Annotated in this window: 17 protein-coding genes and 1 pseudogene; 1 reads left to right on the top strand and 17 read right to left on the bottom strand. The window is 66.3% G+C overall.

Going from position 1 to position 14,497, the window contains the following annotated elements:
* The 17 genes and pseudogenes from AX681_RS04375 to AX681_RS04295 form a co-directional block, all read right to left on the bottom strand.
* Positions 1 to 1,186 (bottom strand): annotated as a pseudogene (locus AX681_RS04375) (conjugal transfer protein TrbE); the annotation flags it as partial.
* 8 nt (positions 1,187 to 1,194) lie between these two features.
* Positions 1,195 to 1,476, bottom strand: a complete 282-nt coding sequence (locus tag AX681_RS04370; RefSeq protein ID WP_058457578.1) for a VirB3 family type IV secretion system protein — start codon at positions 1,474 to 1,476, stop codon at positions 1,195 to 1,197.
* A complete protein-coding gene (locus tag AX681_RS04365; RefSeq protein WP_058457579.1) occupies positions 1,476 to 1,808 on the bottom strand; it encodes a TrbC/VirB2 family protein in 333 nt (110 codons plus the stop codon). Before AX681_RS04365 ends, AX681_RS04370 begins: the two co-directional genes overlap by 1 nt.
* Complete coding sequence (gene trbB / locus AX681_RS04360; protein WP_443026134.1) at positions 1,805 to 2,740, bottom strand: P-type conjugative transfer ATPase TrbB; 936 nt, start codon at positions 2,738 to 2,740, stop codon at positions 1,805 to 1,807. Before trbB ends, AX681_RS04365 begins: the two co-directional genes overlap by 4 nt.
* Before the next feature lie 217 nt (positions 2,741 to 2,957).
* Positions 2,958 to 3,392, bottom strand: a complete 435-nt coding sequence (locus AX681_RS04355) for a ribbon-helix-helix protein, CopG family (protein ID WP_058457581.1) — start codon at positions 3,390 to 3,392, stop codon at positions 2,958 to 2,960.
* Between the two features lie 7 nt (positions 3,393 to 3,399).
* Positions 3,400 to 5,391, bottom strand: coding sequence for a conjugal transfer protein TraG (locus AX681_RS04350; RefSeq protein WP_058457582.1), 1,992 nt, complete (start codon positions 5,389 to 5,391; stop codon positions 3,400 to 3,402).
* A 137-nt stretch (positions 5,392 to 5,528) separates the two neighbouring features.
* On the bottom strand, positions 5,529 to 6,269 hold the full coding sequence (locus tag AX681_RS04345; protein WP_156416661.1) for an SDR family oxidoreductase: 741 nt from the start codon (positions 6,267 to 6,269) through the stop codon (positions 5,529 to 5,531).
* 66 nt (positions 6,270 to 6,335) lie between these two features.
* Complete coding sequence (locus AX681_RS04340) at positions 6,336 to 6,872, bottom strand: TetR/AcrR family transcriptional regulator (protein ID WP_197410198.1); 537 nt, start codon at positions 6,870 to 6,872, stop codon at positions 6,336 to 6,338.
* Between the two features lie 125 nt (positions 6,873 to 6,997).
* Entirely contained in the window at positions 6,998 to 8,752 is a 1,755-nt protein-coding gene (locus AX681_RS04335) for a relaxase/mobilization nuclease domain-containing protein (RefSeq protein WP_443026336.1), read from the bottom strand.
* 226 nt (positions 8,753 to 8,978) lie between these two features.
* The gene (locus tag AX681_RS04330) at positions 8,979 to 9,758 is read right to left on the bottom strand and encodes a lytic transglycosylase domain-containing protein (protein WP_058457585.1); all 780 of its coding nucleotides are present in this window, start codon (positions 9,756 to 9,758) and stop codon (positions 8,979 to 8,981) included.
* Positions 9,759 to 9,761: 3 nt separating this feature from the next.
* On the bottom strand, positions 9,762 to 10,097 hold the full coding sequence (locus AX681_RS04325) for a DUF736 domain-containing protein (RefSeq protein ID WP_058457586.1): 336 nt from the start codon (positions 10,095 to 10,097) through the stop codon (positions 9,762 to 9,764).
* Between the two features lie 35 nt (positions 10,098 to 10,132).
* Positions 10,133 to 10,678 carry a S26 family signal peptidase gene (locus tag AX681_RS04320; RefSeq protein WP_058457587.1) on the bottom strand — a complete coding sequence of 182 codons (546 nt, stop codon included), beginning with the start codon at positions 10,676 to 10,678 and terminating at the stop codon, positions 10,133 to 10,135.
* Positions 10,675 to 11,196, bottom strand: a complete 522-nt coding sequence (locus AX681_RS04315; RefSeq protein WP_058457588.1) for a DUF2840 domain-containing protein — start codon at positions 11,194 to 11,196, stop codon at positions 10,675 to 10,677. The genes AX681_RS04320 and AX681_RS04315 overlap by 4 nt, the downstream gene beginning before the upstream one ends.
* Positions 11,193 to 11,447 (bottom strand): ribbon-helix-helix protein, encoded by a 255-nt coding sequence (locus AX681_RS04310; protein WP_058457589.1) that lies wholly within the window; start codon positions 11,445 to 11,447, stop codon positions 11,193 to 11,195. The genes AX681_RS04315 and AX681_RS04310 overlap by 4 nt, the downstream gene beginning before the upstream one ends.
* A complete protein-coding gene (gene parA / locus AX681_RS04305; RefSeq protein WP_058457590.1) occupies positions 11,444 to 12,082 on the bottom strand; it encodes a ParA family partition ATPase in 639 nt (212 codons plus the stop codon). Before parA ends, AX681_RS04310 begins: the two co-directional genes overlap by 4 nt.
* A 208-nt stretch (positions 12,083 to 12,290) precedes the next feature.
* Positions 12,291 to 13,175: a replication initiator protein A gene (locus AX681_RS04300; RefSeq protein ID WP_058457591.1), complete on the bottom strand. Its 885-nt coding sequence runs from the start codon at positions 13,173 to 13,175 to the stop codon at positions 12,291 to 12,293.
* Positions 13,176 to 13,186: 11 nt separating this feature from the next.
* Complete coding sequence (locus AX681_RS04295; protein WP_058457592.1) at positions 13,187 to 13,468, bottom strand: helix-turn-helix transcriptional regulator; 282 nt, start codon at positions 13,466 to 13,468, stop codon at positions 13,187 to 13,189.
* A 366-nt stretch (positions 13,469 to 13,834) separates the two neighbouring features.
* Here AX681_RS04295 and AX681_RS04290 point away from each other — a divergent pair, with 366 nt between their 5' ends.
* Entirely contained in the window at positions 13,835 to 14,410 is a 576-nt protein-coding gene (locus AX681_RS04290; RefSeq protein ID WP_062348312.1) for a TetR/AcrR family transcriptional regulator, read from the top strand.
* Positions 14,411 to 14,497 lie beyond the last annotated feature (87 nt).

The raw sequence follows: 14,497 nt of genomic DNA, 5'->3' as shown, positions 1-14,497 counted from the left end.
TCAATGTGCTGATGGGAGGTTGGCGGACGTTGGCGTAGACGTGGCCGGGCAGCGAGCCGAGCCAGGCGTCGGCGGCGTTGATGCCTTCGGGCATCGCGGTGAAGTCGCGGCCTTGGATGACCTTCTCGACGAGCCTGAGTTTTTCCGCCGCGATGCGGGGATCGTTGTCCCAGACGGCGATCGTGGCGGTGACATGGGCCTGGCCTGCGAAATCCGCGCCCAGCTCTTGCAGCGCCAGGTCGGCGTCGGCGGCCTTGTTGGCGGCGTCGGTGTCGACGAGCGTCGAGGCCTCGTTGGTCATCACCTCCTTGAGGATCGCGGCGATCGACTTGCGCTTCGAGAACCACTGCCGTCGGATTTTCGTGACGAGCCTGGTGGCGTCGGTCTTGTCGAGCAGGATCGCCCGGGTCGACCAACGGTATGGGAATGCGAGGCGGTTCAACTCGTCCAGGAGCCCTGGCGTCGTGACGGTCGGGAACCCGACGATGGTCAGGATACGCAGATGCGCTTCGCCGAGCCGCGGTTCGAGCCCGCCGGTCAGCGGCTGATCGGCGACCAGGGCATCGAGATACATCGGCGTCTCGGGCACGCGAACGCGGTGGCGCTTGGTCGATACGGTCGAGTGCAGGTAGGTCAGCGTCTCGACGTCATCGAGCCAGGCGCATTCCGGCATGAAGGCTTCGACGAGCTGCAGGATGCGGTCGGTGCGGTCGACGAAGCCGCGCAGCGCCTCCCACGGGTCGACGCCGCGATCGGCCTTGCCCTCGTAGAGCCAGCTTTCGGCGCGCGCGGCGTCCTCGGCCGGCGGCAGGTAGGCGAAGGTGATGAAATAGCTGGACTCGTAGTGGGCCGCGTCCTCCTCGAAATCCGCCTTGCGCTCGGCATCGACCAGAGCGGATGCGGCATCCGGAAACCGGCTCGCGGGATAGGCGCCGACGGCATGGCGCTGTGCCTCGACGAAGATTGCCCATCCGCTGCCGAGGCGGCGGAAGGCGCTGTTGAGGCGGCCGGCGACGGCGACCAGCTCGGCCTGCACGGCGGAATCGAGGTCGGGACCACGGAAGCGCGCCGAGCGCTGGAACGAACCGTCCTTGTTGAGGACGACGCCGGGGGCGACAAGCGCCGCCCAGGGCAGGAAATCCGCAAGGCGGGTCGAGGTGCGGCGATATTCGGCGAGGTTCATCATGGCGGGCCTCAGACTCCGAGATGGCCGGGGATGCGCAGGTGCCGACGTCCGACGTCGACGAACTGCGGGTCGCGCTTGGCCGCCCACACAGCGGCAAAGTGGCCGACGGCCCAGACCGCAAGGCCGACCAGCCAGAGGCGCAGGCCGAGACCGAGGGCTGCGGCGAGCGTGCCATTGAGGATGGCGATGCTCCGGGGTGCGCCGCCGAGCAGGATGTGCTCGGTCAAGGCGCGGTGAACCGGAACGGTGAAGCCAGGCACGTCGCCGCCGCTCTCGATCGGTCCGGCCATCAGACGAGCGCTCCGCCGCCGAAGCTGAAGAAGCTGAGGAAGAACGAACTGGCCGCGAAGGCGATCGACAGACCGAAGACGATCTGGATCAGGCGCCGGAAACCGCCGGACGTATCGCCGAAGGCCAGCGTCAGGCCGGTGACGATGATGACGATGACGGCGAGGATCTTGGCGACCGGTCCCTCGATGGATTCGAGGATCGATTGCAGTGGGGCCTCCCACGGCATCGAGGAGCCGGACGCGTGGGCGGCGGGCGCCAGCGCGAGGCTGACGAACGCGACGGCCGCGAACGTGCGGATGTGGCGCTGAATGCGCAGGACGTGACGGATCATGAGGGGTCTCCTTCGGGGGGCTGGGTTGCGGGGGTGACGCGGTAGTCGCCGCTGGGTCCGAGCCCCTCGACGCGGCCGAGTTCGGCGAGACGTCGGTTCGAGCCGCGTCCGGAGAGGACGGCGACGAGGTCGATCGTCTCGGCGATCAGCGCGCGCGGGACGGTGACGACAGCTTCCTGGATGAGCTGTTCGAGGCGCCGCAGCGCGCCGAGCGCGGTGCCGGCGTGAATCGTCCCGACACCACCCGGATGGCCGGTGCCCCAGGCCTTGAGCAGGTCGAGAGCCTCGGCGCCGCGTACCTCGCCGATCGGGATGCGGTCAGGCCGCAGGCGCAGCGAGGAGCGCACGAGGTCGGACAGCGTCGCGACGCCGTCCTTGGTCCGCATGGCGACGAGGTTCGGCGCGGCGCATTGCAGCTCGCGGGTGTCCTCGATCAGGACGACGCGATCCGAGGTCTTGGCGACCTCGGCGAGCAGCGCGTTGGTGAGCGTGGTCTTTCCGGTCGAGGTGCCCCCGGCGACCAGGATATTGCGGCGGTCGGCGACGGCCTGACGCAGGATCTCGGCCTGCACGGGGGACATGATGCCGGCGGCGACGTAATCCTGCAGCGTGAAGACGGCGACCGCCGGCTTGCGGATGGCGAAGGCCGGGGCCGCCACGACGGGCGGCAGCAGGCCCTCGAACCGCTCCCCCGTTTCCGGCAGCTCGGCCGAGACACGCGGATTGCCGATATGAACCTCGGCGCCGACATGGTGCGCGACCAGGCGCACGATCCGCTCGCCGTCCTCCGGCGACAGCGTCTCGCCGGTGTCCGACAGCCCCTCCGAAAGCCGGTCGATCCAGAGGCGGCCGTCGGGGTTGAGCATCACCTCGACGACGCTGGCGTCGCTCAGGAATCCGGCGATGGCGGGGCCAAGGGCCGTCCGCAGCATGCGGGCGCCTCGAAGTATCGCTTCAGATTTCTGGTGCGAATCGGCCACGTTGTCCCCGTTCTTTGCGGGACCGCGTCAGGCCGCCCCTGGATCGGGGATGAGTAAGAGAACCGGAAATCGGCCCTCGGCAACAGGTGTCAGGGCGTAGTAGCAGTGTAGCGTGCAGAGACAGGGAAACGGAGGAACTGCCGATTACTTGAGTTGCCGCAATCGCTGCTTATTGCGCGTCGCGCGCGGGCTCGATGTCCTCCGAAATCTCCTGACGGAGCTTTGGCCCCTTGGCGAGTCGGCGGCCGAGCGCAGCGACGAAGGCGTCGTAGCGTTCTCCAGCCTGTGCCCGGGCGGCGGCCTGGGCCGGTTCGGGCAGCGGCGGGTTCGAGGTCAGCCAGAAGCGCACGAACACCGCCAGCATCTCGACCGAAATCCCCATGTCGCGCTCCATGCGGGTCATGCGGCGGTCGAGCTGGTCGAGGCGTTTGGTGGTCGCCGCTTCCTGCCGCTCGGCCGCGTCCGGCGACAGGAAGGACGCGATCGCTGCCTCGGCGACCAAAGAGCGCGATTGATCGCGGCGTGCGGCATGGGCGACGAGCGCCTTCATCACCTCGGGTTCGAGATAGACCGACAGGCGCTGTTTCTTCGACGGATCGGCCATGGGCGTCTCACAGCTCCATGCCGTCGTTCGGGTCGAGCGAGACCTGACGCGCGACGCCCTGCATCACCTGGTTGGCGCGGCTGATCCGAGCGGCATCCTCGTCGGCGTCGTCATCGAGCCCCACCTCGAATTCATTGTCGATCGGCGCCTTCTTCTCGACGGGCGCTGCGCGGTTCAGCTCGGGCTGATGGCGTCGCTCGGAGCCGGTCGGATCTTCGTCGCCAGCGTCGGCCGCCGCGTCGGCCCCGGCGAGCGCGGCGACTGGGCGGGCCGGAACCGGCAGCCTGGTCCAATCGTCGGAGCTGGGTCGGTTCGACTTGGCGAGCGTCGGTGGCGCGACGATCCGCTCCTTGAAGCGTCGGTCCTCGAAATAGCGGGCCTTCTTCGCGCGGATCGGCGGCGTGCCCGCGACCATGACGATCTCGTCGGCCGGCGGGAGCTGCATCACCTCGCCGGGGGTCAGGAGCGGTCGCGCCGTTTCCGAGCGCGACACCATCAAGTGGCCGAGCCAGGGCGACAGCCGATGGCCGGCATAGTTGCGCATGGCCCGCATTTCGGTCGCCGTGCCGAGCGCATCGCTGACCCTTTTCGCGGTCCGCTCGTCGTTGGTGGCGAAGCTGACGCGCACATGGCAGTTGTCGAGGATCGAATTGTTCGGCCCATATGCCTTTTCGATCTGGTTGAGCGACTGCGCGATCAGGAATGCCTTCAGGCCGTAGCCGGCCATGAAGGCCAGCGCGGATTCAAAGAAGTCCAGTCGCCCGAGCGCCGGGAATTCGTCGAGCATGAGGAGCAGCCGATGCCGGTTGCCCTTAGCGTGCAAGTCCTCGGTCAGGCGCCGGCCGATCTGGTTCAGGATCAGGCGGATGAGTGGCTTCGTCCTGGCGATGTCGGATGGCGGCACGACGAGGTAGAGGCTGGTCGGATGCTTGGCGCCGACGATGTCTGCGATGCGCCAGTCGCAGCGGCGCGTCACCTCCGCCACCACGGGGTCCCGGTACAGCCCGAGAAACGACATGGCGGTCGACAGCACGCCCGACCGCTCATTGTCTGATTTGTTCAGCAGCTCGCGGGCCGCCGACGCGATGACCGGGTGCGGACCGGCTTCGCCGAGATGGGCCGTCTTCATCATCGCCGCCAGCGTCGACTCGATCGGCCGCTTCGGATCGGAGAGAAAGGCGGCGACGCCGGCGAGCGTCTTGTCCTCCTCGGCATAGAGGACGTGCAGGATGGCGCCGACCAGCAGCGCATGGCTGGTCTTCTCCCAGTGGTTTCGCTTTTCGAGCGAGCCTTCCGGATCGACCAAAATGTCGGCGATGTTCTGGACGTCGCGCACTTCCCATTCGCCGCGGCGCACCTCGAGCAGCGGATTGTAGGCGGCCGATTTCGCGTTGGTCGGATCAAAGAGCAGCACCCGACCGTGGCGGGCGCGGAAGCCGGCGGTGAGCGTCCAGTTCTCGCCCTTGATGTCGTGGACGATGGCCGAGCCCGGCCAGGTCAGCAGCGAGGGCACGACCAGGCCGACGCCCTTGCCCGATCTGGTCGGGGCGAAGCACAGCACATGCTCGGGCCCGTCATGCCTCAGATAGGCGTGGTCGAACTTGCCGAGCACCACGCCATCCTCGCCGAGCAGACCGGCGCCGCGCACCTCGTCGGCGCGGGCCCAGCGAGCCGAGCCGAAGGTCTCGGCGTTCTTCGCCTCACGCGCCCGCCAGACCGACATGCCGATCGCAACCGCGATCGAGATGAACCCTCCGGAGGCGGCGATATAGGCGCCCTCGACGAAGATCGGGGGCGCATACGCATCATAGAAATACCACCACGGGAAGAAGGACCAGGGATAGTAGACCGGCCAGTCGCCGAGCATGAACCAGGCCGGGCCGAGCTGCGGTTGGAAGCCGAGCTTCCAGGCCGTCCATTGTGTGGCGGCCCAGGTCGTCAGCAGGACGATCGCGAAGACGGTGAGGATCTGACCCCAGAGTATTTTCGTAGCAGACATCGACGCTCACCAATTGCATTTTCGCAAATTGGTGAAGAGCTGCGGCGCTATTCAATACGTGTCGTCATCATGTCGTACTGTAGCGCAAGGTAGCGAGAAATTACCGGTCTTCGACCGCCAATACGTGCGATCAACGTTCACAGCACGAACCCGCCATCGATAGTCAGGCTGGCGCCCGTCATATAACCAGCCTGATCGCTCGCAAGGTACGATATGAGGCCCGCAATCTCCGCCGGCTGTCCAACCCGGCGAAGGGGAATCATCTCTCGCAATTGTGGAATCATCCCCGCCGTCATGTCCGTCTCGGTCGGACCAGGCTGGATGTTGTTGACGGTGATTCCACGCGGAGCGAGATCGAGGGCAACGCCCTTTGCCATCGATGCGACAGCCGCCTTGGTCATGGCATAAACGCTGGCGCCCGGTGTGCCTGTGCGGACTGCAGTGTTGCTGCCGATCGTAATGATACGACCTCCGTCGCGCATGTGGCTGGCGGCAGCTTGGATGGCGAGGAAAACGCCCCGAACATTGACGGCCAGCATCAGGTCGAGATCCTCCAAAGTGAAGGCGTCCACCGTTGCTATCCGAATGATCCCGGCATTGACGACGACGACGTCGATCTGTCCAAGAGCCTCCGCGGTTTGCGCCGTGGCAGCTCGGATCGCCGTTGGATCGGCACTGTCAGCCCTTATCGAGAGCGCCGTCCCTCCCGCCGCCTCGATGGCGGAGACGACCTCTGCCGCCTTGTCCGGGCGCGACACATAGGTCAGAGCCACCGCGAATCCGTCTGCGGCCAGTCGCGATGCCGCGGCGGCGCCGATGCCACGCGATCCGCCGAACACCAGCGCTGTCCGGCGTTCCGTCCTTGATCCATTGCTCATGAAGAGTCCTTTCTTGATCGATCAGTGCATAACTAGGTGTGGTTCTACGCAGACCATGCCGATCCCCTAGTGAGATCGCAGGCGGTCGGTGGCGAAGTCGGCCATGCGGCGTAGTTCCTCCAAGCCACCGCCGCCACGCGCGGCAAGCTGAATTCCCGCCATGGTCAACTGAATGAAATTCGCTGCTTCCCCGGGGGTGAAGGTGGGGTCGATCTCTCCATTCGCCTGACCTTCGCTGAGTCGCTCGGCAAGCCGCTTGTTGATGGCCATCCCGACTTTGGTCCTTAGTTCGCGAAGTTCGGGATCGGATGCCCCGAATTCGCCGACCGAATTGACACCCATGCAGCCCATCGTCCTGAGCCTGTCGTCCTCGTCGATGAGTCCGATGAGCAGATCGCGGACGCCGGCTAGTGGTGAAATGGCGCCGTTCAGCCGCTTCAGGTGGCCGCTCGTCGTCTCTCGCTGATAGGTCTCGAGCGCTTCCACATAGAGCCGTCGCTTGTCGCCGAAGGCGTGGTAAAGACTCTGCCGCCCAATTCCCATTGCTTGGATGAGGTCTTCCGTCGACGTGGCGGCATAGCCCTTCGCCCAGAAGGCCTTCATGGCTTCCTTCAGGGCGACTTCCCGATTGAACTCTCGCGGTCTGGCCATGAACGCGGTTTAACCGTTATGCACTGATCAGTCAATAACGGCTCGCATGACTTTCATCGGCGAGCGACGTCAATTCCCTAGAGGCCGATTCCCCGCTGCCGGCCGAAGCTCCAGTCGACGCCGCCGTCGCCGCGGGCGACGCCCGAGACGTGACGGCCGAGCTGCTTTTCAATCGATGGTGTCCAAGGCACAAGGCTGAAGCCCAGGCCATCGTCGATCATGGCGAAGCGGCCGGTCGCGAGCGTGAGGCGCCGCTGATAGGTGCCGGTGACGTACTCGCCGGCCTCCGACTTGACCTGGGGTCGACCGGTCTCGGCGGTGATGCGGGCGGCAACTGCCTCCAGCTCGCGCCGGCGCAGCGTGTCGATCAGTCCGGGCTGGAAGCTGACGCCGCGCTTCTGGCGCTCGGCGAGGCCCTGACCGACGAGATGCTCGGCGCGGCGATCCATGGCGTCGCGCACCTCGGCGCCGAAGCCGCCGCCGAGCGCCACGGGCTCGCGGGCGATGGCCTGCCGGTCGAGCCAGGTCGCACCGGTCGCGGTGACCTGCCGCTCGATGTCGATATCGGAGCGCACGGCGATCGCGACGCGACGACGGCCCTGCGCATCGTCGAACTTGCGCAGCTCGACGATCGAGCCCGGCGCGCTGTCGCCGGCCGCGTCGAGGTCGGGCAGCTTGATATGATGGGTGCGGCCGTCGATGCCGTCGACAACGGCGAACGCCGTGCCCTTCAGCTCGTCGTCGAGCCCGCGCGCGACCAGGCGGCCGATGACGGGATCGTTGAGGCTTTCCGACGCGAGCACGTAGCTCGCGGTGCCGCGTGCGATGCCGCGCTCGGTCAGGCCATGATGGATGCGCTTGATGATGTCGCCGCGCTCGCCCAGCTCGCGCAGCGTCGCCTCGGCCTTCTCGGAGATCGTCCACTGGCCGGGGCCGATTTCATCGGCGAGGCCGAGCCCTTCGAGCTTGCGCAGCCGCCCGATTTTGAGCGCGCGGAATTCGTCTGGCCGGCGATCGGCATGCGGTGCGAGATCGATGACGCCGGTGCGATAGGCATCGCGGGCGAACTGGCGATCGAGATTGGTCCAACGATCGGCGTCGATCTGACGTTCGAGGGTGCGCCGGATCTCCTGATCGGTGCGCGGCCCCAACTCGTGGGTGATGAGGTCGCGCGCCCGGTCGCGCATGCCCTCTTTTATGTAGTCGCGCGAGATGACCAGGTCCGAACCGTCGTCGCGCACGCCGCGCACGATCAGGTGGACATGGGGATGCTCGGTGTTCCAGTGATCGACCGCCGCCCATTCGAGCTTGGTGCCGAGATCCTTCTCCATCTGCCCGACCAGCTCGCGCGCGAAGCCTCTGAGGTCGGACATCTCCACGGCGTCGTCCGGCGAGACGATGAAGCGGAAGTGATGGCGGTCGCCCTCGGCGCGCTCGGCGAACGCCTTGGCGTCGACATCGTCGCCGCCGGGACCGAACATTTGGGCCTTCTCCCCGTCACGGGTGACGCCGTCGCGCTGGAGATAATTGAGATGGGTGGCGAGCGGCGCGTTGCGGCCGCCATGGCGGAGCACACGCGCCTTGATCACCGCGCCGCGCGAGCGCGCCGTGATCAAACGGTTCGCCTGGATCGAGGCGCGTTGGCCGCGCCCGAATCGGGAGCGCGCGCCGGGCCCGATCTTCCCTTGCCGGGATACGCTGCCGCCAGCCCGCTGCGCCGCCGCCAGCGCCTGGGCGATGAAGGGCCGCACCCGCTGGGCGCTGGTTGAACGGATGCGGCCGGGCCGGATGCGGAATTCGTTCTCGTCGGTCACGGCTGAGGCCCCGCACATCGCGCGAAGCCGATGATTTTGTTGATGAAAGCGCCGGAGCGCAGGCTGCGCCGATCAGGCGCACCTCGCGAAATCGCGGCATAAGTCCTTGAAAAAGCACAACCGAACCAAGGCGCACATCGCGCCCTTTTATCCTGCCATCGTGCGGTTGTGCTTGCGGCTTCCCCTCCCGACACCCTCCAAGATGCGCCGTGGTTCGCCGTTGTGCGATGGAGTGCAAACCGGCTCATCGGGGACCTGCAGGGTCTCGCCGGGAGACGAAGAGGCCGCCGGCCGGTGCTGCCTCTGCCGCAGCGTCACGCGGCCGGACTGCGGTGTCGGTGTCGCGCGGTTGTTGTTCGGACTGCGCTGGAGCCGCCGCCGAGACGCGTTCGGCCGCACCGATGAAGAGCGGTGCGCGCGTCCAGGCCAGTGGATCGGCGACGGCAACAGTGACGGTGGCCGCCGTTGGTTCGCCGCCTGCAAGGGGGGCGAGCTGGGCGGCGTAGGCGCGCGTTTCCGCAGGCAATGCGCGACCGCCGGCGAGGAATTCCTCGTAGCGTCCTGGCCCGGCGTTGTAGGCCGAGAGGAAGCCCGGCGAGCCGTATTTGTCGTAGAGTTCGCGCAGATACGCCGTGCCCGCGAGAATGTTGTCGCGCGGGTCGAAGGCGTCCGTGCCGAGGCGATACCGGGTGCGCAGCTCTGCCCAGGTATCGGGCATGATCTGCATCAGCCCCATCGCGCCCTTGGGCGAGATGGCACGCACTTCGTTGGCGCTTTCGACCCGCATGACGGCGCGAATCCAGGCGACCGGAATGCCGAAACGCTGCGAGGCCTCCGCGACGAAGGCAGCGAACGGGCCGCCTGCCTCGGGCTGCGATAGCGGCACCGACTGCGCGAAGCCGTGCGACGTCAGCCCGGCGGCCAGGGACAGGCCGGAAAGGAGAAGGAGGAGCAGCCGGTGAGCGGCGCGGGTTCGCCGCGCGCCGCCCTGGTGCTGCCCCCGCTGCTGCTGCGGAGCGCGCACCGATCAGTCCTCCCTCTGCGGCTTGGTCGGGCGCGTCCAGTGCAGGCCCCAGGCGGAACCTTCGTCGTTCGAACGGAAGAGGTTGGCGCGCAACGGCCGGGGGAAAAGCGGGCTGTCGAACTGCGCGGAGACGTAGTCGCCGGCACGTTCGCCGACGTGTTTCCAGCCGGCGCCGACCTCGACGCCTTCCTCGCTGCCGAGCAGGATTCGGAAGTCCGGCGCGTTCTCGGCGTCCGAGGGTTCGGCGGGAACGAAGACGGCTTCGACGTCGATGCCGAGCGCGAGGATGCGCCCGGCATAACCGCTCCGGGTGCGTGTGAATTGTCCGATCTGGGTCATGGTGGTCTCCTTTGGTTTGGGGTGGACGCGGAAACTCAGTGGGTCGGCGCGCCCCAGACGTAGCGGCCGTCGCCGTCTTCATCGGTCCAGACCGGGAGCGCCCGGCCGATGACGGCGCCGACGGGCATTGGCCCGAAATAGCGCCCGTCCAGGCTGTCGCGGACGGCCCAGTTCATCAGGAAGAGTTCGCCCCCGGCGATGCGGCGGCAGCCCTGCCAGTCGGGCAGCGGACGGCCGAGATGATCGCGGTCGAGCGCGTCGCCCATCGGCGCGCCATCGACCGTGATGGCGTGATCGCGGCGGCAGACTTCTTGTCCCGGAAGGCCCGCGACGCGCTTCATCAGCGGGACGCCGCGGCCGATATAGCCGCGCTCCACCATGAAGTCGGCGAATGCCTCGGGCGCGCGGACGGCGACCAGATCGGTCACCGCGAGGTGACGCGGGTGGTCGATGCGATAGAGCCCGATCGGTGTGCTCGCCGAGGCGTTCCAGATGAAGGTCTTGGGGAACTCGACGAACGAAGCGATCGCGATCCCCATGGTCATGAAATAGGTGACCATAACGTAGCCGAAGCGGCTCATGACCCGACCCTCCGACGCAGGAGGAACGCCCGGTGATGGTCGTGCGTGTAGGTGCGCGGCTGATGGCCGGCGGCCATGCGGTTGTGGATGTGGCGCCAGTGATCCATCGAGACCTCGGCGGGATCGACGCCGATCGCCTCGATGGCGTCGATCATCTGCAGCACGCGCTCGACCTTCGGCCAGCCTTCGACCTTCAGCAGCACATCGGCGCCGGGACGGACGAAGGGAACGGTCTGGCGCGGCTCCACCGGCAGCGTGGCGCGCAGCACGTCGAGAGTGGACGCGACGGTGCCGAAGTCGTTGGCGGCCCAGCGCACGAAGGCGAACACGCTGTCCGGCGCGAAGCGCAGCACGCGCCGCCGACGGTCGAGGATCTGCTCGCCGGCCTCGCGGCCGAACCTGATCCAGTTCTCGACGCGCTTTTCGATCCAGGTGAGTTCGACTTCGGTGAGGATGTTTGGCGGCGGCGTGGTCGGTCTCGGTTCGCCGCGCGCATGGGTGGCGCCGGGGCCGGTCATGTCGCGTCTCCTTCGGTGGCTGGAAATTCGCGCGCGAGCAGCTCGCGCAGCATGTCGGCCACGGTGACGCCGCGCTGGAAGGCGGCGATCTTGATCCGCGCCCGCTGTTCGGTGGTCACGTCGATGGTGAGCCTGGCCGTGAACGCGTTGGCGTCGGTGACGCGGGCGGCGGGCGTGTCGGCTGACTTGATCCAGCTTTCCGGATCGCCCGGTCGGCTGGCGAAGCCGCGCTTCGGAGAGGACACGGTCACGGCGCGATCCTCGCGATCTCGGTGGCGAGTGCGGCGATCTCACGCGCGGCCGGGCTGTCGGCGTCCAGCTCACTGACGAGCCGTCCAGTCTGTGCGGTGTCGGCGAAGGCGACCCGCTGGCCGATCGTCGATGCGAGCAGCGGCGGATCATGGTCGGCAAGCGTTTCGGCCGTCTCACGGGCGATGACGGTGCGCGCAGCGCAGCGGTTCAGCACGAAGCGCGCGGCGAGCTGCGGCCGGTAGATGCGGGCCTCGCTGAGGAGCGAGAGCATTTCGGCGCTCGCCCATCCGTCGAACGGCGACGGCTGCACCGGGATCAGCACTAGGTCGGCGGCGAGCAGCGCCGAGCGCATCAGCCCGGCGACGCGCGGCGGACCGTCTATGATGACGTGGTCGACATCACGCGCCAGCTCGGGCGCTTCCCGATGCAGAGTGTCGCGCGCCAGGCCGACGACGCCGAAGAGCCGCGGCAGGTTCTCGCGCGTCCGCTGCTGCGACCAGTCGAGCGCAGAGCCTTGCGGGTCGGCGTCGATGACCGTGACGCGCTGCCCTCGCTGTGCCCATTCACCGGCAAGATGGAGCGCCAGCGTCGTCTTTCCCACGCCGCCCTTCTGGTTGAGGAGCGCGACGATCATGACGGTCTCCCGGTGATCGGGGACTCGTCCACAACTGCGCAAAAAGCGGTTTGCGTTAGAAAGATTCCGAAGGAATCTAGGTTAGAGAAGTTACGAGGCTCGCAAGTTGCTGATTCAGCGAGCGGATTCGACGATTCCGGTCCCCGATAGCACGAGGATCGGGTCCTCGATGGCACGATGAGTCCGGTCCCTGATAGCACGAGACGATTCACAGCTTATCCCCAGGGTGCATGGTCGAGCGGCGGCGCTGGCGAGAGATGCCGAGCGCGTGCGGGTCGATGGGTTTGAAGGAGAGGATTTCGGGCGCGCCGAGGCACTGCTCGATGGTCAGGCGGTAGCCCGGCAGCGGCTGGCGGCGGACGATGTCGCGCAGGTCGTAGGCGAAGTGCTTGAGCGGCGAGAGCGAACCGGACTTGGCGTGCAGATGCGGGAAATCGAAGCTCCAGCCGAACTCCTGTTTGCCGCCGTGCTTGCGCACGAGGCGGTAAAGCCAGCGCTCCAGTCCGCCCGTCAGGCCGAAATAGTCGCGGTCGATCGTGAGCACGAGCGCGTCGTCAAGGACGGCGGCGTAGAACCAGTCCGGCACGATCAGTTCGAGCCCAAGCGGACGTCCGCGTGCGTCAGCGCGCTCTTTCCACTCGTTGATCCAGGAGAAGCGGTGCAGTCGCCGTTCGGTCGGCTGGCGGATCGACGTCGCCACTGTTGTCGACTGGAGACGGTCGAGCGCGGCCTTGAGCCGGTCATAGTCCCGCAGGCTGACGCCGCGGCCGATGAACTGCAGAATCTCGTAGGGTGTGGTCGCCATCAGACGCGACGGCCGAAGACCGTGGTCGCGCGCCTCAACGATCTGCGAGGCCGCCCAGATCAGCACGTCGGCGTCCCAGATGGTGGCCATGCCGTGCTCGGGGACGGCCTCGACGCGGATGACGATGGAGCCGGCCTTGAAGTTGATCGGCGCCAGCCGCTTCGACTTGCCGAGCGCAAAGAACGGGTACGCCATCAGGTCCTGCGCGTCGCGCGGCGCGAGATCGCCAGGCAGCGCCCGGAAGAGATCGAGCTGCTCGCGTTCACTTCTGTGATGGCGCGCCGACATCCGCTGGCTGCTCAGCGCTGTGGCGCGTGGCTGCCTGCCGCGCCGGTCGGTTCGTGACGCTTCGCCGGCAGGATCGCGTCGCTGTCAGCGGTCGAGTTCTTGGTGCCGCGGTTGGCCCAGGCCTGTAGGTCGGCGATCGCGTAGACGACGCGGCCGCCGAGCTTCTTGAAGGCCGGGCCGGTGCCGTAGGTGCGGTGCTTTTCGAGGGTGCGGCCGGACAGACCGAGGAAACGTGCTGCCTCGGGCGTGCGCAAATAGCGGGGAGGGACTTGGACGGTTGTGCTTTCGGCCATGATCGAAGCTCCGTGCGGTGCTGGGGGGCCGCCGGATGTCGGCGGCGGTTCCAGCGCACGGTCGTTCGCTCAGGCGAGATTCACGATGTCGAAGATTTCCGGGAATAATCGACACCCCTTCGCGCTCTTGGTCAGTATCTGACGAATCACGGATAAAAGTCGCCCATCGGGATCTCGTCGGATCTGCGAACGTGTCGGATGCCAAAGCCGGGCCCAGCCCGCCACTCAGCGGGAAGCTACGATTGATCATCACAAGCGGGGATAGCTGCCCAATAAATCGAATAAAAAGATAATGCGCTGTGAATCGAAACCGAAGACTATCTGCCGGAACTTGATCTATCGGAAGATAGGTAGTATCACATCCTTATGAGTTCCGATGGACCTACCGACACCCGCAACGCCATCATGAAATTTGGCCGTGCCCTGGTTCAGGCGCACGGTTACAACGCGCTGAGCTTTCGGGAAATTGCTAAAGAGGTTGGCGTCAAAAGTGCGAGCGTTCACTACCATTTCCCGACAAAAGGCGATTTGGCAGCGGCTCTCGCGAAAGAATATACCGATCAGGCCGTGAGTTTTTTCCAGTCGTTGGAAGCGTCGGAGAGCGATCACGATCGTATGATCGACGCGTATATCAGTGTCTATCGGGCAGCTCTCGAGCAAGACAACCGGATGTGTCTCTGCGGGATGATGGCTGCTGAATCGGCCGATCTTCCGGCGTTTGTGCTGACTGAAGTCAACCGCTTCGGAGAAGTGAACGCGCGGTGGCTGACGAAAATGCTGTCGAAGAGACACCCCAAAACCTCTCACGAGAAGCTCGAAGCGCAAGCACTGTCAATCTACGCCGCGATAGAAGGCGCCCAACTCGTTGCCCGTGGTCGCGGGGACGTGGCGGTCTTCGATCGTATCATTGCCGCCTACAAGGCCCTGGGCTTGTTCTCTTAAGCGCGCCCTCCAAGATAACCAATCTATCGATTGATAGGCTTGACAGGTGACCAGCCACCCAAATAGAACGTGATCACCTATCTATCG

Origin of the sequence: Sphingomonas sp. CCH9-E2 (assembly GCF_001557215.1) — a bacterium.
Lineage (GTDB): Bacteria > Pseudomonadota > Alphaproteobacteria > Sphingomonadales > Sphingomonadaceae > Sphingomonas.
This window is presented reverse-complemented; position numbering and strand designations above follow the sequence as displayed.